Annotated in this window: 29 protein-coding genes; 18 read left to right on the top strand and 11 right to left on the bottom strand. The window is 36.5% G+C overall.

Translation table 11 applies throughout. The features are described 5' to 3' along the window. Positions 1-42: 42 nt before the first annotated feature. Entirely contained in the window at positions 43-1245 is a 1203-nt protein-coding gene (locus tag BUE24_RS11495) for an acetyltransferase domain-containing protein (RefSeq protein WP_073316157.1), read from the bottom strand. Between the two features lie 261 nt (positions 1246-1506). Beyond that, complete coding sequence (locus BUE24_RS11490; protein ID WP_073316156.1) at positions 1507-1845, bottom strand: hypothetical protein; 339 nt, start codon at positions 1843-1845, stop codon at positions 1507-1509. Positions 1846-2272: 427 nt separating this feature from the next. Here BUE24_RS11490 and BUE24_RS23950 point away from each other — a divergent pair, with 427 nt between their 5' ends. After that, positions 2273-2428 (top strand): hypothetical protein, encoded by a 156-nt coding sequence (locus BUE24_RS23950; RefSeq protein WP_170864594.1) that lies wholly within the window; start codon positions 2273-2275, stop codon positions 2426-2428. A 76-nt stretch (positions 2429-2504) separates the two neighbouring features. Beyond that, the gene (locus BUE24_RS11485; protein WP_073316155.1) at positions 2505-3131 is read left to right on the top strand and encodes a hypothetical protein; all 627 of its coding nucleotides are present in this window, start codon (positions 2505-2507) and stop codon (positions 3129-3131) included. A gap of 2 nt (positions 3132-3133) precedes the next feature. Here the strand turns inward: BUE24_RS11485 and BUE24_RS11480 are convergent, their stop codons facing one another. Next, positions 3134-3721: a riboflavin synthase gene (locus tag BUE24_RS11480; RefSeq protein WP_073316154.1), complete on the bottom strand. Its 588-nt coding sequence runs from the start codon at positions 3719-3721 to the stop codon at positions 3134-3136. Between the two features lie 87 nt (positions 3722-3808). Between BUE24_RS11480 and pdxA the strand changes: the two genes are divergently transcribed. From pdxA to BUE24_RS11430, 10 genes are all read left to right on the top strand, one after another. Next, positions 3809-4882, top strand: coding sequence for a 4-hydroxythreonine-4-phosphate dehydrogenase PdxA (pdxA, locus tag BUE24_RS11475; protein ID WP_073316153.1), 1074 nt, complete (start codon positions 3809-3811; stop codon positions 4880-4882). A gap of 161 nt (positions 4883-5043) precedes the next feature. Beyond that, the gene (locus BUE24_RS11470; protein ID WP_073316152.1) at positions 5044-5586 is read left to right on the top strand and encodes a YceD family protein; all 543 of its coding nucleotides are present in this window, start codon (positions 5044-5046) and stop codon (positions 5584-5586) included. Positions 5587-5596: 10 nt separating this feature from the next. Further along, positions 5597-5794, top strand: a complete 198-nt coding sequence (gene rpmF / locus BUE24_RS11465) for a 50S ribosomal protein L32 (protein WP_073316151.1) — start codon at positions 5597-5599, stop codon at positions 5792-5794. Between the two features lie 267 nt (positions 5795-6061). Then, positions 6062-7057: a beta-ketoacyl-ACP synthase III gene (locus BUE24_RS11460; RefSeq protein ID WP_073316150.1), complete on the top strand. Its 996-nt coding sequence runs from the start codon at positions 6062-6064 to the stop codon at positions 7055-7057. A gap of 27 nt (positions 7058-7084) precedes the next feature. Beyond that, on the top strand, positions 7085-7579 hold the full coding sequence (accB, locus tag BUE24_RS11455) for an acetyl-CoA carboxylase biotin carboxyl carrier protein (RefSeq protein ID WP_073316149.1): 495 nt from the start codon (positions 7085-7087) through the stop codon (positions 7577-7579). An 85-nt stretch (positions 7580-7664) separates the two neighbouring features. Continuing rightward, positions 7665-9017, top strand: coding sequence for an acetyl-CoA carboxylase biotin carboxylase subunit (accC, locus tag BUE24_RS11450; RefSeq protein WP_073316148.1), 1353 nt, complete (start codon positions 7665-7667; stop codon positions 9015-9017). 34 nt (positions 9018-9051) lie between these two features. After that, a complete protein-coding gene (locus tag BUE24_RS11445) occupies positions 9052-10164 on the top strand; it encodes an NAD(P)/FAD-dependent oxidoreductase (RefSeq protein WP_073316147.1) in 1113 nt (370 codons plus the stop codon). A gap of 15 nt (positions 10165-10179) precedes the next feature. After that, positions 10180-10881: a monofunctional biosynthetic peptidoglycan transglycosylase gene (mtgA, locus tag BUE24_RS11440; protein ID WP_073316213.1), complete on the top strand. Its 702-nt coding sequence runs from the start codon at positions 10180-10182 to the stop codon at positions 10879-10881. Then, complete coding sequence (locus BUE24_RS11435) at positions 10862-11320, top strand: 3-oxoacyl-ACP synthase (protein WP_073316146.1); 459 nt, start codon at positions 10862-10864, stop codon at positions 11318-11320. Before mtgA ends, BUE24_RS11435 begins: the two co-directional genes overlap by 20 nt. Before the next feature lie 116 nt (positions 11321-11436). Continuing rightward, entirely contained in the window at positions 11437-12372 is a 936-nt protein-coding gene (locus BUE24_RS11430) for an alpha/beta fold hydrolase (RefSeq protein WP_073316145.1), read from the top strand. A 4-nt stretch (positions 12373-12376) separates the two neighbouring features. On the opposite strand, the gene BUE24_RS11425 is transcribed toward BUE24_RS11430, so the two are convergent. Together BUE24_RS11425 and recJ are read right to left on the bottom strand one after the other, a co-directional pair. After that, the gene (locus tag BUE24_RS11425) at positions 12377-12730 is read right to left on the bottom strand and encodes a hypothetical protein (RefSeq protein ID WP_073316144.1); all 354 of its coding nucleotides are present in this window, start codon (positions 12728-12730) and stop codon (positions 12377-12379) included. Between the two features lie 60 nt (positions 12731-12790). After that, a complete protein-coding gene (gene recJ / locus BUE24_RS11420; protein ID WP_073316143.1) occupies positions 12791-14476 on the bottom strand; it encodes a single-stranded-DNA-specific exonuclease RecJ in 1686 nt (561 codons plus the stop codon). A 127-nt stretch (positions 14477-14603) separates the two neighbouring features. Here recJ and BUE24_RS11415 point away from each other — a divergent pair, with 127 nt between their 5' ends. After that, positions 14604-15194 carry a carboxymuconolactone decarboxylase family protein gene (locus tag BUE24_RS11415; RefSeq protein ID WP_073316142.1) on the top strand — a complete coding sequence of 197 codons (591 nt, stop codon included), beginning with the start codon at positions 14604-14606 and terminating at the stop codon, positions 15192-15194. 64 nt (positions 15195-15258) lie between these two features. Here the strand turns inward: BUE24_RS11415 and BUE24_RS11410 are convergent, their stop codons facing one another. The 6 genes from BUE24_RS11410 to BUE24_RS11385 all read right to left on the bottom strand — a co-directional run bounded on the left by BUE24_RS11410 (position 15259) and on the right by BUE24_RS11385 (position 18823). Then, on the bottom strand, positions 15259-15957 hold the full coding sequence (locus BUE24_RS11410; RefSeq protein ID WP_073316141.1) for a M50 family metallopeptidase: 699 nt from the start codon (positions 15955-15957) through the stop codon (positions 15259-15261). 113 nt (positions 15958-16070) lie between these two features. Further along, positions 16071-16412, bottom strand: coding sequence for a HopJ type III effector protein (locus tag BUE24_RS11405; RefSeq protein ID WP_073316140.1), 342 nt, complete (start codon positions 16410-16412; stop codon positions 16071-16073). 20 nt (positions 16413-16432) lie between these two features. Beyond that, entirely contained in the window at positions 16433-17005 is a 573-nt protein-coding gene (locus tag BUE24_RS11400; protein WP_073316139.1) for a uracil-DNA glycosylase family protein, read from the bottom strand. Continuing rightward, a complete protein-coding gene (gene rsmI / locus BUE24_RS11395) occupies positions 17005-17679 on the bottom strand; it encodes a 16S rRNA (cytidine(1402)-2'-O)-methyltransferase (RefSeq protein ID WP_073316138.1) in 675 nt (224 codons plus the stop codon). Before rsmI ends, BUE24_RS11400 begins: the two co-directional genes overlap by 1 nt. Then, positions 17679-18023, bottom strand: coding sequence for a DoxX family protein (locus tag BUE24_RS11390; RefSeq protein ID WP_073316137.1), 345 nt, complete (start codon positions 18021-18023; stop codon positions 17679-17681). The genes rsmI and BUE24_RS11390 overlap by 1 nt, the downstream gene beginning before the upstream one ends. A gap of 17 nt (positions 18024-18040) precedes the next feature. Continuing rightward, positions 18041-18823 carry a hypothetical protein gene (locus BUE24_RS11385; protein ID WP_073316136.1) on the bottom strand — a complete coding sequence of 261 codons (783 nt, stop codon included), beginning with the start codon at positions 18821-18823 and terminating at the stop codon, positions 18041-18043. 106 nt (positions 18824-18929) lie between these two features. On the opposite strand from BUE24_RS11385, the gene BUE24_RS11380 reads away from it, so the two are divergent. The 5 genes from BUE24_RS11380 to BUE24_RS11360 all read left to right on the top strand — a co-directional run bounded on the left by BUE24_RS11380 (position 18930) and on the right by BUE24_RS11360 (position 22943). Then, positions 18930-19577: a thymidine kinase gene (locus BUE24_RS11380; RefSeq protein ID WP_073316135.1), complete on the top strand. Its 648-nt coding sequence runs from the start codon at positions 18930-18932 to the stop codon at positions 19575-19577. Next, positions 19570-20682: an alanine racemase gene (gene alr, locus BUE24_RS11375; RefSeq protein ID WP_073316134.1), complete on the top strand. Its 1113-nt coding sequence runs from the start codon at positions 19570-19572 to the stop codon at positions 20680-20682. The genes BUE24_RS11380 and alr overlap by 8 nt, the downstream gene beginning before the upstream one ends. Before the next feature lie 99 nt (positions 20683-20781). Further along, positions 20782-21201 carry a large conductance mechanosensitive channel protein MscL gene (gene mscL / locus BUE24_RS11370; RefSeq protein ID WP_073316133.1) on the top strand — a complete coding sequence of 140 codons (420 nt, stop codon included), beginning with the start codon at positions 20782-20784 and terminating at the stop codon, positions 21199-21201. A 229-nt stretch (positions 21202-21430) separates the two neighbouring features. Then, positions 21431-22423 (top strand): aspartate-semialdehyde dehydrogenase, encoded by a 993-nt coding sequence (locus BUE24_RS11365; protein ID WP_073316132.1) that lies wholly within the window; start codon positions 21431-21433, stop codon positions 22421-22423. A 151-nt stretch (positions 22424-22574) separates the two neighbouring features. Further along, on the top strand, positions 22575-22943 hold the full coding sequence (locus tag BUE24_RS11360) for a DoxX family membrane protein (protein ID WP_073316131.1): 369 nt from the start codon (positions 22575-22577) through the stop codon (positions 22941-22943). The last annotated feature ends 62 nt before the right edge of the window (positions 22944-23005 follow it).

Genomic DNA, 23005 nt, shown 5'->3' with positions numbered 1-23005 from the left:
ATCACTTATAAGGAACATAAAGATAATTAAGATCATTAATTCTTATAAATAACTTAGCCATTTCTTTTCTTTATTATTCATCTTATAGTACATATATTTTAAGCAAGGATAATACAGTACAGCAATTATTAAAATCCAGGCAATGTATACTCCAAGCAAATCCGTGCCAAGATATCGATGCTCCCTATTTATATAATTTTCATAATTATTAATAGCAGAATACATAGTATCTCCATAAAAAGGTTTGAGAAGCATACTAGAAAGGTGAATAACTGCAACATGTAAAAAGTAAAAGAATAGTGGAACTCGGCCAAAAACAAGCAGAAAATTTGTGACCTGATTTTTCACTTTTTCCAATAGCGCTAGAGCAATTAGACAAACCCCTAGGGTGATCAAAGTAAAATGGAAAGAAGGTGGGTATTTTGTTATCCTAAGAAATGAGACCAGCGATTCAAAAAAAGAACCTTGAACATCAAAACTCCATTGAGGATCTCCGTACAAATTAAATGTTCTTAACAACGCAAAAAGTAATAGCATTAAAGAACCTGCGGATAAGAGATACTTAAATCTTGCCTTTGAACCAATTGTTTTTGCATATAGACGTCCTAAACAATAGCCTAAAATCATGATTCCAAGCCACGGAAGCATTGGATAACTTGATCTGACATAATGATATTCATTAATTTGCATTACTCCTCTTTGATAAAACAGATACCAGAAGAAATCCCAGGTTATATGTTCACTATATTCAAACATTTTCTTATCAACAATGAAAACGTCTATTAAGTTATGCCCTACCACAATAGCAATTCCCAAAGCCAATACTATGTGTTTTTTCAAATGTATTATGCCTGCAAGAACAATCATTGATACGCCAATTGCCCATATAACCTGAAAACTTATAAAAAAGTAACGTATATCGAAACCCCATAAAAAATTATTAAGTACAACTTCTAGAAAAATTAACCATATACCTCTAGTAATAAGAAATTTTGTCAATTCATTCTTTGTTTTCTTCATCGACTGTAAATACACAGAAAGACCGGAGAGAAAGACAAAAACCGGAGCGCAAAAATGAGTAATATATCTCGTAAAAAACAATGTTGGAGTTGTAGTTTTAAGATTCATAGGAGACCCAGCCACCTGCAAATCCTGAAAAAAATCTCTAGTGTGATCCAAACACATAATAATCATGACAATACCCCTTAGAATATCGATAGATTCTATTCTTTTCGATTTCAGCATTATTTTCTTAACTTTTTTATCATTTCATTGTAAATCTAAAGAACTAATAGTTCCATTATTAAATCCCATGTCAGTTAATTCATTCCCCTACTGACGATAGCTTATAACAAATCTCTGCCATGGGGTTTTTATTCTGTGAAGATAAAACCTATCAGTTTCATTTTTTGATACTGTCTATATTTTTTGAAAAACAATACTTCTCTAAACAAAAAAAGCCGTTCCCTAAAAGAAACAGCTTCCATATCATTTATAATCTATCAATTACACTAATTTGATATCCTCTTTAAACAACATATGGATATATTCACCATGGATTTTGGCGTGATGTTCACTCTCCAAGCAGTGAAACAATAAATGGATTAATCCATAATCCCCAAGGGTATCTCGGTACTCATGCTTTTCTTTGTTTTTGACCCAAAGAATAAAAGAACACAAATGACCAATCTCACCCAATTTCTTGGGATCCATCAAACACTTCTGAAACTTCTTTAAGTCCATAGAAGCATACTCGTTATACTTTCGCTTACAAAAGTTATAGTCAAACGTATGTTTATACGATTGCAATTTTCTGTTTTGTATTTCATAATTAATACCACTCATAGCCTAAAATCATTTTCATTAGGTACTTCTATTATCATAGTCATACGATTTGGTTACTATTGATTTTGCAAATCGCATGCCATCAGATCCAAAAAAGAACTTAATAAAAGGTGAAAATCTCTTAAAATTATAAATGAGGTCTACCTAGAGATAATTGGAATAATTCCAAAACAAAGATACAAAATTTGGAATAATTCCAAAAACTAATTTTGCATTATATTCTCATTTTAAACTCTAAAAACACTGTAAAACAAACACTTACACTCAAAATCCTTGAAATGTTGTTAATAAAACCTAATAAGTTTTTTTTTGATTCCCAACATTGCCTATTACATTTACCCCACGAATTTGATATTATCTGGTATGTTTTTTGGGGAAAGAACAACTAGAATAAAAAAATTGGGAAATACGAATCAAATTGTAAGCTATGCAGTATAAAGTAATTGATACAAAAAGCCAGTATTTTGGTAAAGTATTGGATTTTCAATCCTGCTCAAATTTAAGTGATCTGGGAGGTGTACTCCTAAAGATCGGAAGGGACAAAGTGTCACTATTTAAATTTAATGAAGTAGAATTGATGTAACATCTTTTCTACTTCTGCCTACCCCAGTACACTACACTTCTAATTTTAAAACCAAAATACCGTATATGACATTGATATGATAAAACAATGGCACATATATGTATTTGTCTTGTTCTGGATAAACAGTAGTTGCCAGAACAAAGTTCCTATTGATAATATTGAAATTCAACCAAAAGTCACAGCTGCGGACCAAGAGCATCAAAATGTCTATAAAATCCTTGACGGTACCTGGAAAGGTGAGTTCCTGATTTTTGAGGACCAACAACAAGTACCTAAAGACAAAATAGACTTAAAAAACATCAGCAAAGCCAGCCTTCAAAAAGAAGGATTAACCCAAGTAAATAGTATTGATGTTTTGCAGGTATATCAATCAGACACTCCATATTTTCAAAAAGTAACCATTACCGATTACTACCCAGATACTGGCAAAAAAATCGTAAGCCATGGAGTGAATAAGATTCAGGACGGAAAGTTATGGTGCGTAGTTAGAAAACCAGACGAGACTGTAATTCATAGTGGTAGCACCGAAGGGAAAAACACCATTATTTGGCAACGTAACGAACAAAATCCTCAAAAAATCGAATACTTCAAAGAAACTGTATCTCAAGAATATTACGAGATTATTGGATGGGGCTATTATTCGGGTGACGACCCTAATCTTTCTCCCAAACTATGGTTTTACTCAAAGTACGAACGTCAATAATCCTATTGCAATTCGGTAATGCGTTTTACATATTTTCCGATCACATCAAACTCCAGGTTGACCACCGTACCTTCAGTAAACGTATTAAAGTTGGTATGCTCATAAGTATAAGGAATAATCGCTACACTAAACTCGCTTTTTTGAGAGTTCACCACCGTGAGACTTACTCCATTTACCGTAATAGATCCTTTTTCTATTGTGATATTATTTAGGCTCGGATCATATTCAAAAGTAAAATACCAGCTCCCATCAGCTTCAGTTACTGATTTGCAAACTGCGGTCTGATCAACATGCCCTTGCACGATATGTCCATCCAATCGATCATCTAGCTTCATTCCTCTTTCCAGATTTACAATAGCCCCTTCTTTTAGATCATTCAAATTAGTCTTATCCAGAGTTTCTTTAATCGCGGTAACGGTATAGCGATCTCCATCAATTGCAACTACGGTAAGACAAACTCCATTGTGCGCCACGCTTTGATCGATTTTTAACTCTGATGTAAAGTTGGATTGTACAGTAATATCCAGATTTTCCTGATCGCTCTTCAAGGAAGTAATCGTTCCTAATTCTTCAATGATCCCAGTAAACATAAATGCGAATTATTTAATTAAATTTGTGACCTTACTATTTGAGGTTTGATTTTGGACTTCAAAAATACAGATTAAGTACTTTATATAATGAAGAAAGAAAAAAAAATAAGATTAGGAATTTCTATAGGTGATTTAAATGGTATAGGAAGCGAAGTGGTTCTGAAAACTTTTCAGGATACTCGAATGCTGGATTTTTGCACTCCTGTAATTTTCGCGTCGGTAAAGATTCTTTCTTTTCTTAAGAAAAAGTACCAAACCAATATCAATCTTCACGGTATCGATAAAACTTCTCAAATCTTAGATGGAAAAATCAATGTCCTTAATGTATGGAAAGAGCCGTTGGACATTAAATTTGGCGAAGAAGATGAAAAAGTAGGAAGTTATGCCATCAAATCTTTAAAAGCGGCAACCCAAGCCTTAAAAAATGATGAAATCGATGTATTGGTCACCGCTCCTATTAACAAGAGTAGCATCCAATCCGACGAATTCAAATTTCCTGGTCATACCGATTATCTGGATCAGGAATTACAAGGTAACAGTTTGATGTTTATGATTACAGATGATCTAAAAGTTGGTTTGCTAACCGATCATGTCGCCGTAAAAGATGTAGCAGAAACCATAACTCCAGAGCTTATCGAGCAAAAAATCAATACGATACACCACACCCTAAAACAAGATTTTGCCATAGCAAAACCAAAAATTGCTGTGCTGGGTATTAATCCCCACAGTGGAGATAATGGTGTTATTGGTAAAGAAGATGAAGAAGTTTTAAAACCAACTATTCAAAAAATTATAGATTCTGGTAAATTGGTGTTTGGCCCTTATGCGGCCGACAGCTTTTTTGGTTCGGATAATTACAAAGCTTTTGATGCTATTGTTGCCGCCTATCACGATCAGGGATTGATTCCTTTCAAAACCTTATCATTTGGCAAAGGCGTAAACTATACGGCTGGATTGAACAAGGTACGGACCTCTCCAGATCACGGCACTGCTTTTGAGATAGCTGGACAAAACAAAGCCGACAATAGCTCTTTTAAAGAAGCAGTATTTGCCGCTTTAAAAATTTATAAGAATCGAAACGAATATCAGGATTTGACTAAGAATCCACTAAAAAAACAACCCCGTAAACCACAAAACAAAAACAATCAACAACAAGCTTAAACAGCAAAGAAGTGTATCAATTGTAAAGCGCTTTTGTAAGCAACCTATCAATTCACTAACTTTCTGATATAATTTTGTTTACAAAAATACTTTCATAACGAATTTTTGTTATCTTTGCACCCGCCTTAATTAAATTGGCGACGCTTGAAACTGGTGATAGAATGATACAACTAAAAGAGTATACTATTCCTTTTGTTGGATTGAAGCAAGGATTACATCGCTTCAAGTATGAGATTGACAATACGTTCTTTGAACATTTTGAGTATGATGAGTTTAATGCTGCGGCAATAACTATTGATCTTGAGTTTAACAAAAAAGCAACGCTTTTAGAACTTGAGTTTAAAGCTAGTGGTACGGTAAATGTAAATTGCGATGTCACTAATGAACCTTTTGATTTACCTGTAGAAGATGATTTCTTTTTGGTAATTAAATTTGGTCAGGAGTTTAATGATGAAAATGAAGAGCTTCTTATTATTCCACATGGAGAATATGAAGTAAATGTACAGCAATATATTTACGAACTTATTGTATTAGGTGTGCCTTCAAAAAGAGTACACCCTGGTGTTGAAGATGGTACTTTACAGTCTGACATACTCGAAAAGTTGGAAGAGCTAAGTCCGAAGGAAAAAAATAAAGAAACAAATGATAATGAGGAGACAGATCCTCGTTGGGATAAATTAAAAAACTTATTAAACGATAAATAATAGCTGAGCAATGGCACATCCTAAGAGAAAAATATCGAAAACTAGAAGAGATAAAAGAAGAACGCATTATAAAGCTTCTGTACCACAAATTGCTACGGATCCTACTACTGGTGAAGCACATTTATATCACAGAGCACACTGGTTCGAAGGTAAATTATATTACCGCGGGCAGGTAGTAATCGATAATACCGAAGAGGAAGTAGCATAAAGCTACTGTTAAAATTTTAAAGTAAGCTCTCACTTTTGTGAGAGTTTTTTTGTTTTTAGTTGAATATGTGTCAAAATCCAATTATTTTGCGCCATATTTGTATATAATTTAGTAATTTCAACGACTTTTTAGCTCATTTTTGTGCTATAATTCATGAGATGAACTAAATATTTTTTTAAGGTAAACCCTTGCTTTACAGAAGTGTAAAGCATCAATTGGTGAATTCCATCTGAAGCAAAATTGCTCAGATGAAACTAAAATCAAGATATGAGTAAAATCACAGCCGCTATCACAGCTGTAGGCGCGTATGTGCCAGATTATGTGTTAACAAATCAGATTTTGGAAACAATGGTTGACACAAACGATGAATGGATCACCACCCGTACAGGTATTAAAGAACGTAGATTATTAAAAGATACTGATAAAGGGAGCTCTTACTTAGGCATTAAAGCAGCCGAGGATCTTATCGCCAAAAAGAATCTCGATCCTAAAGAGATCGACATGGTTATTTTTGCAACCGCAACACCAGATCTTCCGGTAGCTGCCACTGCAGCCTTCACAGCTTCTGCCATTGGAGCAGTAAATGCTTTTTCTTACGATTTACAAGCAGCTTGTTCCAGCTTTTTGTATGGAATGTCTACCGCAGCAAGCTATATCGAATCAGGAAGATATAAAAAGATATTACTTATCGGTGCTGATAAGATGTCTTCTATTATAGACTATACTGATCGTGCTACATGCATCATTTTTGGTGATGGTGGAGGTGCTGTTCTTTTCGAACCTAACGAAGAAGGATATGGATTTCAGGATGAGTACTTGCGTACCGATGGTATTGGACGAGAATTCCTAAAAATCGAAGCCGGTGGTTCTATCCTACCTCCATCCGCAGAAACCGTAGCCAACAAACAGCATTTTGTGCAACAGGACGGTAAAACAGTATTTAAATATGCTGTGTCTAATATGGCTGATGCCAGTACCAAAATCTTGGAACGTAACAATCTTACAGGAGATGACGTAGATTGGCTAGTTGCTCACCAGGCTAATAAACGAATTATTGATGCAACTGCTAATCGAATGGGGCTTGACCAAAATAAAGTCCTTATGAATATACAGCGATATGGTAATACCACCTCGGCCACCCTACCATTATTGTTGCATGATTATGAAAAACAACTCAAAAAAGGAGATAATATCGTGTTTGCCTCTTTCGGAGGAGGCTTTACATGGGGTTCTATTTATCTGAAATGGGCCTATAATTCCTAAACAACTAAACACACAATACCCAATATTATGGATTTAAAAGAAATTCAGAATTTGATTAAATTCGTAGCCAAGTCAGGGGCCAGCGAAGTAAAATTAGAGATGGATGACGTTAAAATCACCATCAAAACTGCATCAGACGACAGCAAGGAAACTACAATTGTTCAACAGATTCCTGTTGGTAGCGCCGTTCCTGCTCAACCTGCACCAGTACAAGCTGCTCCAACACCAGTTGCTCCTGCAGCACCTGCAGCAACTGAAAAACCTGCAGAAGACGATTCAAAATATATTACAATCAAATCTCCAATTATCGGAACTTTATACAGAAAACCTGCTCCAGACAAACCTACTTTTGTAGAAGTTGGAGATAGCGTAAAAGAAGGAGATGTACTTTGTATTATTGAAGCGATGAAGCTTTTCAACGAAATCGAAAGTGAAGTTTCTGGTACTATAGTAAAAGTTCTTGTTGATGATTCTTCTCCAGTAGAGTTTGATCAACCTCTTTTCTTAGTAGACCCATCATAAGTAATCCCAAAATTCAAATACCAAATTCCAACAGGTGAATAACCGTGGAATTTGTTTTTTGGACAATTGTAATTTTTAAGAAGTTATGTTTAAAAAAATTCTAATTGCAAATAGAGGTGAGATTGCCATGAGGGTAATCAGAACCTGTAAGGAAATGGGAATCAAAACTGTTGCGGTTTATTCTACAGCAGATGCCGAAAGTTTACACGTTCGATTTGCAGACGAAGCCGTTTGTATTGGACCTGCACCCAGTACCGAATCATATTTAAAAATGTCAAATATTATTGCTGCTGCAGAAATTACAAATGCAGATGCAATACACCCTGGTTATGGATTTTTATCAGAGAATGCCAAATTCTCTAAAATCTGTGAAGAACACCAAATCAAATTTATTGGGGCCAGCGCAGAAATGATTGACAAAATGGGAGATAAAGCTTCTGCAAAGTCAACCATGATCAAAGCAGGAGTTCCTTGTGTACCAGGAAGTGAAGGCGTTATTCCTGACTTCGAAACTTGTGTAAAAGTAGCTAAAGAAACAGGATATCCTGTGATGCTAAAAGCAAGTGCCGGTGGTGGTGGAAAAGGAATGCGTGCTATATGGAAAGAAGAAGACCTTCAAGCCGCATGGGAGTCTGCTAAACAAGAAAGTAAAGCTGCCTTTGGAAACGATGATATGTATATGGAAAAGCTTATCGAAGAGCCAAGACATATCGAGATTCAGGTAGTAGGTGATAGTAACGGACGCGCTTGTCATTTGTCTGAAAGAGATTGTTCAGTACAACGTAGACACCAAAAACTTACCGAAGAAACTCCTTCTCCATTCATGACCGACGAATTGAGAGACAGAATGGGAGAAGCGGCTATCAAAGCAGCCGAGTTTATCAAATACGAAGGGGCAGGAACGGTAGAATTTCTTGTAGACAAACACAGAAACTTCTACTTTATGGAAATGAATACTCGTATTCAGGTAGAGCACCCTATTACAGAACAAGTTGTAGATTATGACTTGATCCGTGAGCAAATATTAGTTGCTGCAGGAGTGCCAATTTCAGGAAAGAACTACTATCCGCAATTGCACTCTATCGAATGTAGAATTAATGCTGAAGATCCTTATAAGGACTTTAGACCTTCTCCAGGAAAAATTACCAATTTACATATTCCAGGAGGACATGGTGTTCGAGTAGATACCCATGTATATAGTGGATACATTATTCCTCCTAATTATGACTCTATGATTGCCAAATTGATTACAACGGCTCAAACACGAGAAGAAGCAATCAATAAAATGAAAAGAGCATTAGATGAATTCATTATCGAAGGGATAAAAACTACGGTTCCTTTTCACAGGCAACTTATGGATCATCCAGATTATGTTGCTGGTAATTATACAACAAAGTTTATGGAGGACTTTGAAATGAAAGAACCAAAACAACAATAATATTATCCAAAGCCTCTTAATAGAGGCTTTTTTTATGAATCTAAGCTATTGGGAATACAAAACATGGTTGTCCAATATCGATTTCACCATTATAGGTAGTGGAATCGTAGGACTTTCTTGTGCACTAAGGGTACGAGAAAAATTTCCTAATGCCAAAATTGTAATTCTAGAACGAGGTATACTGCCCAACGGCGCTAGCACGAAAAATGCAGGCTTTGCCTGTTTTGGGAGCTTATCCGAAATCTTGGATGACCTCAACACTCACTCTGAAGCAGAGCTATTACAACTTGTTCAAAAAAGATATCATGGTCTAAGTTTGTTACGAGAAACTTTAGGAGATCGATCAATAGATTATCAACCCAACCAAGGGTACGAATTATTTACCCAAACAGACATGGCATTGTTTGAAGAATGTTTGTCTAGAAAAGAGGAAATTAACCAGTTGTTACATCCTGTTTTCAAAAAAGACACCTTCTTCCTTTCCGAAAATCACTTTCATTTCAGAAATATTCATTCGCAGTATATTGTAAATCAGTTCGAAGGTCAGATTGATACTGGCAAGATGATGGATGCCTTGATACAGAAAGTGCATCAACAAAATATCAAAATCTTAAGCGCTTGCCAAGTAACTCAAATTGAAGATCTTAACACTGCTGTAGAAATAAAAACCGAACATTTTACGTTCTATACTAACAAAGCACTTATTGCAACCAACGGTTTTGCCTCACAATTGGGCGTTACCAAGGTGAAACCTGCCAGAGCTCAGGTACTGATTACCCAACCAATCAAAAATTTACATATCAAAGGCACTTTCCATCTGGATAAGGGATATTACTATTTCAGAAATATTGATAACCGAATCCTATTGGGAGGAGGCAGAAATCTTGATTTTAAAAATGAAGAAACAACCCTATTAGAACAAACACCATTAATACAGAACAAATTAGAACAGCTTTTACATGAGGTGATTTTACCAGATACTAATTTTGAAATTGAGCATCGCTGGAGCGGCATAATGGGTGTGGGCAATCGTAAAGAGGCTATTGTTCAACCCATCTCTGATCATGTCTATTGTGGTGTACGCCTAGGAGGAATGGGAGTTGCCATAGGTACTCAAGTTGGCACAGAATTAGCAGATCTTTTGTAATAATTGATGGATGTTATGAAAAAGTTTTTTCGGTTTATAGCAAAAAGTACGGTTGCATTTATTGTCATTAGTTTTTTATGGGTACTGACCTACAAATGGATTGATGTACCGGCTACCCCTCTAATGGGTATACGTAAATTACAATCCGAGAAACAACACACCATTCAACACCAATGGGTACCGCTATCCAAAATTTCAAAATCCCTACAATTAGCAGTGATTTGCAGCGAAGATCAACGATTTATGGAGCACAACGGTTTCGATCATGAAGCTATAGAAAAAGCACTCGCCGAACATAAGGCTGGCAAACGATTGCGTGGTGCAAGCACGATCTCACAACAAACCGCAAAAAATGTATTTCTTTGGCCTCAACGAAGCTGGGTGCGTAAAGGTTTTGAGGTCTATTTTACATTTCTCATCGAAAAGCTGTGGACCAAAGAGCGAATTCTTGAAATATATCTCAACAGCATCGAGATGGGAAACGGGATATATGGTGCTGAAGCAGCAGCAAAGTTTTGGTATAATACTACCGCTGCTAATCTTAACCGGGAAGAAGCCGTTGCCATAGCTGCCATATTACCCAATCCTCGTAAATATCTTGCCAACCCTCCGTCTTCTTACACCCAAAAAAGAGCGGAATGGATCTTTATTCAAATGCGTAATTATGGTACCTTAGTACTTGATAAGCCACAACAAAATGAATACAGAGGACATTAAACTTGAGCTATTCAACCAATGCAAGCAGTATGTAGCTCAACGGTTAGAACGCATCCAGCATACCATTAACGATATCCAGGAATCCTTATCTTCGGAAACAAAAAGTACTGCAGGGGATAAGCATGAAACTGGTCGTGCCATGTTACAACTAGAGCGTGAAAAAGCTGGAAAACAGCTTGCCGAAGTACAAAAGTTACAAGAAATACTAGCCAAAATTGATATTGCTATCTCCTCTCAACCTGCACATTTAGGAAGTTTGGTAGCTACATCAAAAGGGAATTATTTTATAAGCATTTCTGCCGGGCAACTTCTAGTAAATGATACCGCATATTTTGCTATTGCTGCTAATTCCCCTATTGGGTGTCTATTATTAGGTAAAGTTTCCGGTGATTACTTTGTATTTAATACTGCAGAAATCACTATACAATCGGTATCCTGATGCTTTTTTGAATGGTGATTATATTCAAAAATAAAGATCCGTACTTTAAAATTTTATCAGTTATGGCATACCAAAATGATTTTAAGTAAATTGCTACCTCATAAATCATCATTGCTATGCGAAAGTTTTTTCTTTTCACCCTAATGGGATTGCTCCTATTTTCCTGCAAACCCTATGAAACTACTAAAATTAGAAAAAATCAGATTACCTACGAGGATTTCAGAGCAGAACAACGATTATACCCTACTCAAGATGGTTTGATTAAATATATCGACAAAGGTGAAGGGCCTGCTATTTTGTTACTTCACGGTGTTCCTGTATCAGGCTGGTTATATCGCAAGATGATCGATCCATTGGCCAAAAAAGGATATCGTGTTATTGTACCGGATATGTTGGGGTATGGTTCTAGTGATTCTCCAGAAGGCTTTGAAATATATAACAATGAAAACCACGCCAAACGGATTCTGGAACTTATGGAGTCTTTGGGTATCGAGAGCTGGACACATGTTATGCATGATGCAGGTGGTTTGTGGACCTGGGAGTTGATTAAGCAAGACCCTGATAAAATCGAAAAGTTAGTTGTACTTAATACGATTATCTATGAAGAAGGTTTCTATCCTCCTGTTCGTATGAAACCAGGTGGATTTGCCAAAACTGCCATGTGGGCATATCGCAATGGGGTTACTACCAATACGCTATTAAAAAAGTTGTTTAAAGAAGGTTTAAAAGAAAATACTCTTAACCCAGTTGATGTCGAGGGTTACAAAACTCCTTTACTAGAAGGTAAAACTGATGCGATGTATTACTTTTTTAGTCAAACGTGTAATGACCTTCCGGATTATAGTGAAGTATTCGAAAATGTAAAAGTTCCTGTTTCGGTAATCTGGGGAATACACGATACCATGCTACAGTGGCCTCCACAAGAAAACAGAGCGGCAAATGCTCTGGGTGTTAGGCCCGAAGATATTCATTTTGTAGACGAAAAACATTTTATTCAGGAAACCAAGGCACAGGAAATCACCTATAAAATCCTGGATTTTATGAAAAAATAATGGGTTAATTAAAACTTAATCCATTAATCCAACTTTTTAGTTCCATTTTAAAAATGGTCCCGTTGATCAATTCTTGAATCTGGTGAATTTCTTGTCGGTTAACCGCAAGATCAATTTTATCTGATGGTGTTCTTAATAATAAGGATCGACAATGTTCTGGATCCATACACTCACTACAACATTGCGATTGAATGGTATTGGTGCAGGAATCCGAAAAGTCTTTTAACTCATTAAGCGTTAATAAAAATCCAATATCTCTAAATATCAATTGTACTTTGGGTGTATTGGTCTGCGTTTCTTTCTTCCAGAAGAAGGAAATACCAATTTCGTTGCTGAATATTTTATCAATAGGGCTCATTCTGAATCTATTTTGATTCAAAAATACACATTATTTATAATCAATCTAAATAAAAATAAGTTAATTTATATCTTTTAATTTTAATTGTAAAGAGACCTGCCCGTTCCATTCATTTTCGTCAATCGAATATGCGGCTTTAAACGAATTATTTCCTGTAATCAAGTTTTGCTTCGCTCCCAAACCAAAACCTATAGCACCTACAGCAATTTTGTTTTTTTGCACGGCACATTTTAGATGCTTGTCATCTGCACCTACGCACTTCCCGTACCCTGTATCCTTTACACCTTCGGTCATAAACACCGGAGTCATATTACCTGGACCAAAGGGAGCAAACTGTTTTAGGATGCGATAAAACTTTGGGGTAATTTGAGTGAGCTCGATCGGCATATCCACAGTGATTTCAGGAGTTAATAATTTTTTATCAATAGTAGATGCTACAACAGATTCAAACTTCTTTTTGAAAGCCTCATAATTTTCTTCAAGCAAAGTAAGTCCGGCTGCATATTTATGGCCGCCAAACTGTTCGATATAATCCGTGCAAGCGTTTAAGGCTTCGTATACATCATAACCTCTTACCGATCGTGCCGAGGCCGCCAATTTATCTCCACTTTTGGTGAAAACTAATGTTGGTCGGTAATAGGTTTCTGTGAGCCTGGACGCAACAATACCAATAACTCCTTTATGCCAGTTTTCCTGATAAACAACCGTGGTATATCGTTCTTCTTCCTGATTATCTTTGATCTGTTGCAGAGCCTCCTCAGTGATTTTCTTATCTGCCTCTTTACGATCGCTATTATACAATTCAATTTCTGAAGCAAATTGTAAAGCAGTCTGCAAATCTGTCTCTGTAAGCAGGTTAACTGCGTGCAAACCGTGTTTCATTCGCCCGGCAGCATTGATTCTGGGGGCAACAAGAAATACCAGGTCAGTAATGGTTAGGGTTGTTTTGTTTGCCTTAGACAACATCGCTTTAAATCCAGTCCTGGGATGAGCATTGATTACCTTTAGTCCAAAATGTGCCAGAGCTCTATTTTCTCCTGTGATAGGGACAATATCAGCTCCAATTGCTGTAGCTACCAAATCCAAATAAGGCAGTAGGTCCTCTATAGTTTGATCGTATCTTGAAGCTAACCCTTGAATTAACTTAAACCCCACACCACAACCACATAACTCTTTATACGGATACTCACAATCACTACGTTTTGGATCCAAAACTGCTATGGCGTCTGGTATTTGTTCCCCTGGTCGGTGGTGATCACATATCACAAAATCAATTCCTTTCTCCTTGGCATAGGCCACTTTTTCAATGGCTTTTATCCCACAATCCAGAGCTATAATTAATGAAATATCATTATCATGTGCATAATCTATCCCCTGATAAGAAACCCCATATCCTTCTTGATATCGATCGGGGATATAGGTGGCCACTTGGGGCGTTAAAGTGGAAAGATAAGATGACATCAAGGCTACCGAGGTAGTGCCGTCTACATCATAATCACCATACACCAAAATATTCTCCTCATTGCGAATTGCGGATTCGATTCTATCTACCGCACGATCCATATCTTTCATCAAAAAAGGATCATGTAAATCATCGAGAGATGGTCTAAAAAATTTCTTTGCCTGATCAAAAGTTTCTATCCCTCTTTGCACCAGTAAAGTAGCAATTATGGCATCTACATTAAGACGTTCTGCCAGAGCATTTACAATCGAAGCATCAGGGGTGGGTTTTAGTGTCCATCTCATGGGTGTAATCTATTCCAAACAATTAAAAATACAAAGTACAAAAAACATCTTCATCATCATGTATTTGGGTATTAGTTTTGTATTTTGCCTTTCTAAAATTTTAGATTAAACTCAAAAAAATATACACATGCCATTAGTAACTCCATTATCTCCAGAACACGACCTGGAAACTAAAAAACTAGCAGAATTTTTTAATGAAACTCTTGGTTTTTGCCCTAATTCTGTGCTTACTATGCAGAGAAGACCCGCTATTTCAAAAGCATTTATTAATCTTAATAAAGCGGTAATGGCAAATGAGGGCCGAGTGACCTCTGCTTTAAAACGTATGATTGCTTGGGTAAGCAGTAATGCTACAGGGTGTAGATATTGCCAGGCTCATGCTATTCGTGCCGCAGAGCGATATGGTGCCGAACAAGAACAGTTAGATAACATTTGGGAATATAAGACACATCCCGCATTTAGCGATGCCGAACGTGCTGCACTAGATTTTTCTTTGGCGGCCTCAGTAATTCCTAATGCTGTTGATGCCAAAATCAAAGAAGAATTATATAAGTATTGGGACGAAGGTGAAATTGTAGAAATGCTTGGTGTAATTTCTTTGTTCGGGTATTTGAATAGATGGAACGACTCTATGGGAACCACCGTTGAAGAAGGTGCTATAGAATCAGGTGAACAATACCTTGGTAAACACGGATGGGAAAAAGGAAAACACGTATAGACGTTACTCCTGATCAACATATAAAAATTAGGCTGTATAAGTTATTCACTTGTATGGCCTAGTTTTATTTACGAAGATAGTATCGATAACTACGATAGAGTAAAAAAATGGTTGTTATAAGAATACCTATCGCCCATAGCCAATAAGTTCCTGATAGATGAGCAGCTATCATTTGTGTATCCGAATAGTGTATCTTTCCACTTCTTTCAAACTGTTTGGTAAACAAATATCCCGTTTGCAAATAGGTGCTCAACACACATTGTGTACCCAAAAACAATAGGGTAAATGCTTCAAGATTTCGAATTCTTAGTATAGCCACAAAAAACAAAATAGCGGCAAATACGCTCAAAATGACCAGTGCCAGCAGGTCATGAATCCAAATGCATAAGGATAATACCATAACTAGTAATAATACCCATAAAGTAACTTTGGAGGCTATTCGATTTTTTGCAGCAGTAATCATAATCGCTCCCGAAATAGCTGGTCCTAATAATCCTCCTGCAGCTGTAAGTGCTCTAGCCAGATCATAGTTCAAATAGCTGTTCTCTACATTAGAATAAGCTACTCCACCTCCGTTTTCGTAAATCTCCAGATAATAAAATTTACCTCCTAATAGCATAGCAGTAAGACCATGCCCCATTTCATGAAACCAGGTACCTAATAGCAAAAAAGGGTATTGTATTACTCCAAAATAGGGTAATTGCCATAACAAGAAAACCAACAGACTAACGCCTACAATAGTAAATAACGATTTACGTTTCAATAATGTATTGCTTTAAGGATTACTTTAGTATCAATAACGCTTACACCAATACATTATTGAAACGTAATTCTTTAGTAACTATGTTTGGTTGATGTTTTTATAAATCCTATCCCTTATTTTTGAACCAGTGAATCTCGGTCAAAAGAAACCCCATCCCATCCTGTTTTCATAAAATTACGGATATTTTGATGGTCATTGCCTTCAGGAGTTTTTAGTACATCGGTATAGTATTGCCCAAAACAATGTAAAGTTTCTTCTTTACTTAATTGTTGAAGTTGTGCAAAACTCAATAATTTACAGGACCCCGAGTTTTCTCCTTCTTTATTAGCTACTTCTCCATTTTTGAAAGCACTTGGTGTAAAATGGTAGTGTTCTTCAATAACGTTCATGGTATCCTCAAAGGATAATTGTTGGGGTTGTTCTTTTACTTTGGATATGAATTGAGATAGTGTCATTTCTAGAATTTAAACAGGTTTTATGTGATCGCCTTTTTGACCATACTTTGAAGTACAGGAAGCACATCCATGGCAAACCAAGGGTTTTTTGTAAACCAAAAACGATTTCTTGGCGACGGGTGAGGCAAGGTAAAATACTTGGGTAAATATTCATGATACGCCCGAACCGTTTCGGTAAGATTATTTTTTACATTTTTTTGGAGATAGTGCTTTTGAGCATATTGTCCGATAAGGATGATTAATTCGATATTGGGCATATGATTGAATAATTTTTGATGCCAAAGCGGCGCACATTCTGGTCGTGGAGGCAAATCACCACTTTTTCCCTTTCCCGGATAACAAAATCCCATGGGAACAATAGCAATCTTGGTTTCATCATAAAACACCTCATCCGAAACATCGAGCCATTTCCGTAGTTGCTTTCCACTTTGATCATCCCAGGGAACACCAGAGGCATGTACTTTGGTTCCAGGTGCCTGACCAATAATCACAATTTTAGCTTCAGGATGACCAGTGACTACTGGTCTGGGGCCCAAAGCCAAGTGTTCGGCGCAAACATCACACGATCTAATATCTGAAAGTAATTGGTCCACTATTTCTTTTTTCCTTCTACAACGATAACAATTTCTCCTTTTGGAGGTTTGGTTTCAAAATGAGATAATACTTCTTTGACAGTACCACGAATGGTTTCTTCATGTAATTTACTAAGCTCACGAGATACAGTAACTAATCGTTCGGCACCAAAATATTCAACAAAATTCCCTAAGGTTTTGATCAACTTATGCGGAGATTCATAAAAAATCATGGTCCTGGCTTCTTCTGCTAGAAATTTTAGTCGAGTTTGCCGTCCTTTCTTAACAGGCAAAAAACCTTCAAAAACAAATTTATCATTGGGTAAGCCACTATTCACCAAAGCAGGCACAAATGCCGTTGCCCCGGGCAAACATTCAACCGGGATTCCTTGCTCTACACAAGCTCGAGTAAGTAAAAAACCGGGGTCACTTATAGCAGGAGTACCAGCATCACTAATAAGAGCAATGGTATCCCCTCTTTGTAATCGCTGCGTAATGTTGTTTACTGTTTTATGCTCATTATGCATATGATGACTCTGCATAGGAGTGGCAATTTCAAAATGTTTGAGCAGTTTGCCACTAGTGCGGGTATCTTCTGCCAAAATAAGATCAACTTCTTTTAGTACTTTGATCGCTCTAAAGGTCATGTCTTCCAAATTACCAATAGGGGTAGGAACAATATATAACTTTGACATTAAGGTCTCACTTTTTTACCAACCGCATAGGATACAATCAAAATAATAATCGCATATACAGATAATCCTACTGGATGCCCAGCATAATCATGTGCAAGACTTGCCAATACCAGATCAAAAAAGAAACCGGCATATGCCCATTCTTTTATCCACTTAATTTGATTGGTCAAAATAGCTACTATCCCCAATATTTTGGTTATTGCCAAAGGAATAACGATATATGTTGGATAATTGAAACTTTCAAAAAAACCTTTGATCATTTCAGTCTTAAAAAAATACATCTGTGCAGAATACAACATAATGGCACACAGGGCAACCGTAGTTATCCAATAAACTATCTTCATAAATATTAGATTTGTGTTTAGTTTTCGTATTTACTGAGTACAACATCCATAAAGCGATCTTCATACTCTTCTTTTCCTTCCCAATTGTTATAATCAGGCTTTACCATCGAGCTGATAAAATCTTCGGCTCCTTGTTTATCGTTTATGGTATTTAATTGAGAAAGCACGCGATTATAATCTGGCGTACTCCCTTCAAAAAGATGTTTGATAAAGGCCAAACGATCATTCAATCCGATATGGATATCTTTCCGCAGTTGCTCATTAAGAGACTTTGGTTTTCCGCGATCTTCAAATTTGTCTAACTGCGGAGTAACATCATTCATATCATTTTTTTGATACTCTGGTGTAGACGTCAAAGTATCTGAAAATATTTTTACTTCTTCACTAGTGTCCGAAGCCGGCACAAATAGATCCTCACTTACTCTGGCATTAATTTCCTCGATGACGAGTTCCGGTTTCTGATCCGAAGAAACTGGCTCTTGCTCTTTTACTTCCTGATGAGCAGTTTGCGAAGGAGACTCTGAAACACTTTTTTCTATTTCTGATGGTGGTGCAACAGGTACTGGAGTAATTGATTCCTTTTCCTCAAAAGCATTGGGCGCTTGTTCCTCGATTACTTTACGTATCTGTCCAATAGTAGGTTGTGGTCCAACAAAATGATCTTCGGCAAAATTTAAAATGGTTAGTTTTTCATATAACTGTCTTGCCTCTTCTTGCAACTGTGGTAATGTGGATCTATCTTTTAATTGTAATATTCGGTGAGCAATACTTATCAATTCAGCTTCCAATTTCTTCTTCATAACTTTCTTATACGTTTGCGATACTGCTTTTGGTTTTTTAATAAATTTACCTCATCTTTTAGGTAAGGAAAAAGGGATTTCTTTAATTGATTCTGAAAAGTACAAAATGTTTCTCGAAAATACGGTAAATCATAAAGAGCAATTTGGGTGGATAGAAGTAATATGTGGTTCGATGTTTTCTGGGAAAACGGAAGAATTGATCCGCCGATTGAAACGCGCCCAATTTGCGAAACAAAAGGTTGAAATATTTAAGCCCGCCATAGATGTTCGTTATGATGATGAGATGGTGGTTTCACATGATGCCAACGAGATTCGATCAACTCCCGTTCCTGCTGCAGCCAATATACGTATTCTTGCAGATACCTGTGATGTAGTAGGGATCGATGAGGCTCAATTTTTTGATGATGAGATTGTAGCCGTTTGCAATGATTTGGCCAATAAAGGAATCCGAGTAATTGTTGCAGGATTGGATATGGATTTTAAAGGCAATCCTTTTGGCCCTATGCCAGCACTTATGGCAACAGCAGAATATGTGACCAAAGTACATGCTGTATGTACTCGTACAGGGAATCTGGCACAATATAGTTATCGAAAATCCAGAAAAGACGATTTGGTCTTATTGGGAGAAACCGAAGAATATGAGCCTCTAAGCCGAGCAGCCTATTATAAAGCTATGCTTAAGGAAAAAGTGAAGGATATGGAGGTAAAGGATCCTAAGGAAATATCAAAAAACTCAGAAAAGACGAATGAGTAGTACCCAAGAAACTGTTTTAGAAATTCATCTATCCCATCTTACTCATAATTTCAATTATCTAAAAAGTAAGGTCGCTCCTCATGTTAAAATGCTTGCTGTGGTGAAGGCCTCTGGTTATGGCAGCGATGCTACTGTTATTGCCAAACATCTTGAAACGTTGGGAGCCGATTATTTTGCAGTAGCCTATGTTTCTGAAGGTATTCTATTGAGAGAAGCCGGAATCATAACGCCTGTATTGGTATTGCACCCACAGCCTATTAACTTCAAAAAGTTGATCAATCATCAACTAGAACCAAGTTTATACAGCCCTAGAACACTTAGAGAATTTATCAAAGTTGCTGATGCTCTCAATCAACAAGAATATCCTGTTCATATTAAATTCAATACCGGTCTCAATCGAATAGGCTTTTGGGAAAACGATATTGATTACATTTTTGAACAGCTTGAAAATACCAAAGCAATAAAAATCAAAGCCTTACTTTCTCATCTGGCTGCTAGCGAGGATCATGAAGAAAGAACTTTTACCTTGGATCAAATACATACATTTCAAAAAATAGCTTCTGAAATCAGTAATCGATTAGGATACCAACCTATCCTTCATCAATCCAATACCTCGGGCATATTGAACTATCCCGAAGCACATTTTGATATGGTAAGAACCGGCATCGGTCTGTATGGATATGGTAATGAGGCCAAATTTGATACGCAGTTAAAACCAGTTGCTTCATTAAAATCAGTTATTTCCCAAATTCATACCTTAGAACCAGGAGAAAGTGTAGGGTATAATCGCGCCTATAAAGCTCCGGGATATGTAAAAACTGCTACTATTCCTATTGGACATGCAGACGGTATAGGTAGGTTCTTCGGGAATAAAAAAGGATTTGTAACGATTAATAATAAGATTGCCTACATCATTGGTAATGTTTGCATGGATATGATTATGGTGGATATTACTGATATAGATTGTAATGAAGGTGATGAGGTTGTTATTTTTGATCATACTTCGAATGCAGCAAAAATTGCAGAGCACTCTGGTACGATCTCTTATGAGTTGCTAACTGCCATCTCACCCCGGGTAAAACGTGTAGTTGTCGATAATTCTTGACGTTTATCGAAAAAGCATTTTTTAAATCATTTCTCCCATTCAAGGTGTAAATTAATTTTTGTTAAATTAGACCTGTACTAACTATATTAATCTAAACATATGGGATTCTTTAAAGATTTTAAATCTTTCTTAATGAAAGGTGATATCGTGAACCTAGCAACTGCTGTTGTTATTGGTGGAGCTTTTAACAAAATTGTAGGTTCGGCTGTAGCTGATATCATCATGCCTATTGTAGGTATTATTACAGGTGGAACCGATTTTACACAAAAATTTATTGCTCTTGACGGTAAAGAATATGAAACACTAGCTGCAGCACAAGAAGCTGGAGCTGCTGTAATGACCTACGGTAATCTGATTCAGGCAATTATCAATTTTGTAATTGTCGGTTTATTTATCTTTATCGTGCTCAAAGCTTACGAAAAATCACAGAAAAAAGAAGAAGAAGCTCCGGCACCACCTGCGGGACCAACTCAAGAAGAGTTGTTGGCAGAAATCAGAGATTTGTTGAAGAAACAATAATTTCGACCATTTTTAGAATGAATTATCTATAGCGACCGCTATACTACATATTCTAACTAAACCACCCATACTAGGGTGGTTCTTTTTTACATTTTGTTTATTATATAACAAATAATGTGAATTTCTATATTTTTTGTGTAATTTCTTGTGATCTTTAAAATATTCCTCACATTTGCCCAAATTTAAAAGAGTTTATACGACTTTTGTATTTCTAAAAAGAACAAAATTCATGAAAGTAGCTGTAGTAGGTGCTACCGGACTGGTAGGAACCGTAATGTTAAAAGTATTAGAGGAAAGACAATTTCCTGTAACCGAGTTAATTCCTGTAGCATCAGAGCGATCTGTAGGTAAAAAGATTTCTTACAAAGGTGATGAATACACTGTAGTAGGGCTTTCTACTGCTATCGAAATGAAACCGGATGTTGCCTTATTCTCCGCCGGAGGAAGTACTTCTTTGGAGTGGGCTCCAAAATTTGCAGATGCCGGTATAACGGTAATCGATAATTCATCGGCTTGGAGAATGGATCCTACCAAAAAGTTGGTAGTTCCAGAAATTAATGCCAAAGCTTTGTCTGCAAATGACAAAATTATTGCCAATCCAAACTGTTCAACCATACAAATGGTAATGGCATTAGGACCTTTGCATGATCAATATAAAATTAAACGAGTTGTAGTTTCTACTTATCAATCGATTACAGGAACTGGAGTTAAAGCAGTGCAACAGTTAGAGAATGAATATGCTGGTCAGAATGGTGAAATGGCGTACCCTTATCCAATACACCGCAACGCAATACCACACTGCGATGTATTTCAGGACAATGGATATACCAAAGAAGAAATGAAACTGGTAAACGAAACCCAGAAAATTCTTGATGATCGTACTATCGCAGTAACTGCTACTGCCATTAGAATTCCAGTGGTTGGAGGACATAGTGAAAGCGTAAATCTTGAGTTCGAAAACGAATATGTTGAAGGAGATGTAAGAACATTATTAAATGAAACTCCAGGAGTAACCGTACAAGATAATCCAGATACAAATACCTATCCTATGCCAATTTATGCAGAAGGGAAAAATGATGTATTTGTAGGGAGAATACGTAGAGATCATTCTCGAGAAAATGCATTAAACATGTGGATCGTTTCGGATAACTTACGTAAAGGAGCAGCCACCAATGCAGTACAAATTGCTGAATATCTCACCGAAAATAATCTTATCGGTTAAACACCAATTATACAATACCTCAAAGTCCCTTGTTATCTAAAAAATAGCAAGGGATTTTCTTTTTATATCCACTTGTACAGAAAATAAGATTTGTAAGGTTACTAACATTTCCTCCTCTAATACAGTAATTTAATCACAAAAAAATAACATAATGAATAAGTTAGTTTTAATTTTAAGAATACTGTTGGGAGCGATGCTAGTTCTTTTCGGAATCAATAAATTTATAGGGTTTTTACCCGACTTTGAATTTGCAAATCCAGAGGCCGGTGTATTTTTTGGTGCATTAGCCAGTAGTTACGTTCTAAAAACTGTAGGTTTAATCGAGGTAATTGTTGGCTTTTTGCTACTTATTAATAAAGCAGTTCCTTTTGCCTTAATACTATTGGCACCTATCTCTGTGAATATCATCTTATTTCACGTTACACTTGACCCTGCAAATATTGGCCCTGCTATATTTGTATTTCTTGTCAACACTTTCTTAATATCTAAATTTTGGGACAAGTATAAACCTCTTTTCTAAAACCATTTTTTTTTGTTTCTTACAGAAATTTCTGACTGTCTTTGTATACTAATCCTACAGGT

This window comes from Aquimarina spongiae, from assembly GCF_900141785.1.
Lineage (GTDB): Bacteria > Bacteroidota > Bacteroidia > Flavobacteriales > Flavobacteriaceae > Aquimarina > Aquimarina spongiae.
The sequence above is the reverse complement of the archived record's forward strand: the minus strand, read 5'-3'. Positions and strand labels throughout refer to the sequence as shown.

Bases quoted from the DNA above. Each gene is read 5' to 3' on its own strand.
- BUE24_RS11495 (WP_073316157.1), bottom strand. From the start codon at position 1,245: ATGCTGAAATCGAAAAGAATAGAATCTATCGATATTCTAAGGGGTATT.
- BUE24_RS11490 (WP_073316156.1), bottom strand. From the start codon at position 1,845: ATGAGTGGTATTAATTATGAAATACAAAACAGAAAATTGCAATCGTAT.
- BUE24_RS23950 (WP_170864594.1), top strand. From the start codon at position 2,273: ATGCAGTATAAAGTAATTGATACAAAAAGCCAGTATTTTGGTAAAGTA.
- BUE24_RS11485 (WP_073316155.1), top strand. From the start codon at position 2,505: ATGATAAAACAATGGCACATATATGTATTTGTCTTGTTCTGGATAAAC.
- BUE24_RS11480 (WP_073316154.1), bottom strand. From the start codon at position 3,721: ATGTTTACTGGGATCATTGAAGAATTAGGAACGATTACTTCCTTGAAG.
- pdxA (WP_073316153.1), top strand. From the start codon at position 3,809: ATGAAGAAAGAAAAAAAAATAAGATTAGGAATTTCTATAGGTGATTTA.
- BUE24_RS11470 (WP_073316152.1), top strand. From the start codon at position 5,044: ATGATACAACTAAAAGAGTATACTATTCCTTTTGTTGGATTGAAGCAA.
- rpmF (WP_073316151.1), top strand. From the start codon at position 5,597: ATGGCACATCCTAAGAGAAAAATATCGAAAACTAGAAGAGATAAAAGA.
- BUE24_RS11460 (WP_073316150.1), top strand. From the start codon at position 6,062: ATGAGTAAAATCACAGCCGCTATCACAGCTGTAGGCGCGTATGTGCCA.
- accB (WP_073316149.1), top strand. From the start codon at position 7,085: ATGGATTTAAAAGAAATTCAGAATTTGATTAAATTCGTAGCCAAGTCA.
- accC (WP_073316148.1), top strand. From the start codon at position 7,665: ATGTTTAAAAAAATTCTAATTGCAAATAGAGGTGAGATTGCCATGAGG.
- BUE24_RS11445 (WP_073316147.1), top strand. From the start codon at position 9,052: ATGAATCTAAGCTATTGGGAATACAAAACATGGTTGTCCAATATCGAT.
- mtgA (WP_073316213.1), top strand. From the start codon at position 10,180: ATGAAAAAGTTTTTTCGGTTTATAGCAAAAAGTACGGTTGCATTTATT.
- BUE24_RS11435 (WP_073316146.1), top strand. From the start codon at position 10,862: ATGAATACAGAGGACATTAAACTTGAGCTATTCAACCAATGCAAGCAG.
- BUE24_RS11430 (WP_073316145.1), top strand. From the start codon at position 11,437: ATGCGAAAGTTTTTTCTTTTCACCCTAATGGGATTGCTCCTATTTTCC.
- BUE24_RS11425 (WP_073316144.1), bottom strand. From the start codon at position 12,730: ATGAGCCCTATTGATAAAATATTCAGCAACGAAATTGGTATTTCCTTC.
- recJ (WP_073316143.1), bottom strand. From the start codon at position 14,476: ATGAGATGGACACTAAAACCCACCCCTGATGCTTCGATTGTAAATGCT.
- BUE24_RS11415 (WP_073316142.1), top strand. From the start codon at position 14,604: ATGCCATTAGTAACTCCATTATCTCCAGAACACGACCTGGAAACTAAA.
- BUE24_RS11405 (WP_073316140.1), bottom strand. From the start codon at position 16,412: ATGACACTATCTCAATTCATATCCAAAGTAAAAGAACAACCCCAACAA.
- rsmI (WP_073316138.1), bottom strand. From the start codon at position 17,679: ATGTCAAAGTTATATATTGTTCCTACCCCTATTGGTAATTTGGAAGAC.
- BUE24_RS11390 (WP_073316137.1), bottom strand. From the start codon at position 18,023: ATGAAGATAGTTTATTGGATAACTACGGTTGCCCTGTGTGCCATTATG.
- BUE24_RS11385 (WP_073316136.1), bottom strand. From the start codon at position 18,823: ATGAAGAAGAAATTGGAAGCTGAATTGATAAGTATTGCTCACCGAATA.
- BUE24_RS11380 (WP_073316135.1), top strand. From the start codon at position 18,930: ATGTTTCTCGAAAATACGGTAAATCATAAAGAGCAATTTGGGTGGATA.
- alr (WP_073316134.1), top strand. From the start codon at position 19,570: ATGAGTAGTACCCAAGAAACTGTTTTAGAAATTCATCTATCCCATCTT.
- mscL (WP_073316133.1), top strand. From the start codon at position 20,782: ATGGGATTCTTTAAAGATTTTAAATCTTTCTTAATGAAAGGTGATATC.
- BUE24_RS11365 (WP_073316132.1), top strand. From the start codon at position 21,431: ATGAAAGTAGCTGTAGTAGGTGCTACCGGACTGGTAGGAACCGTAATG.
- BUE24_RS11360 (WP_073316131.1), top strand. From the start codon at position 22,575: ATGAATAAGTTAGTTTTAATTTTAAGAATACTGTTGGGAGCGATGCTA.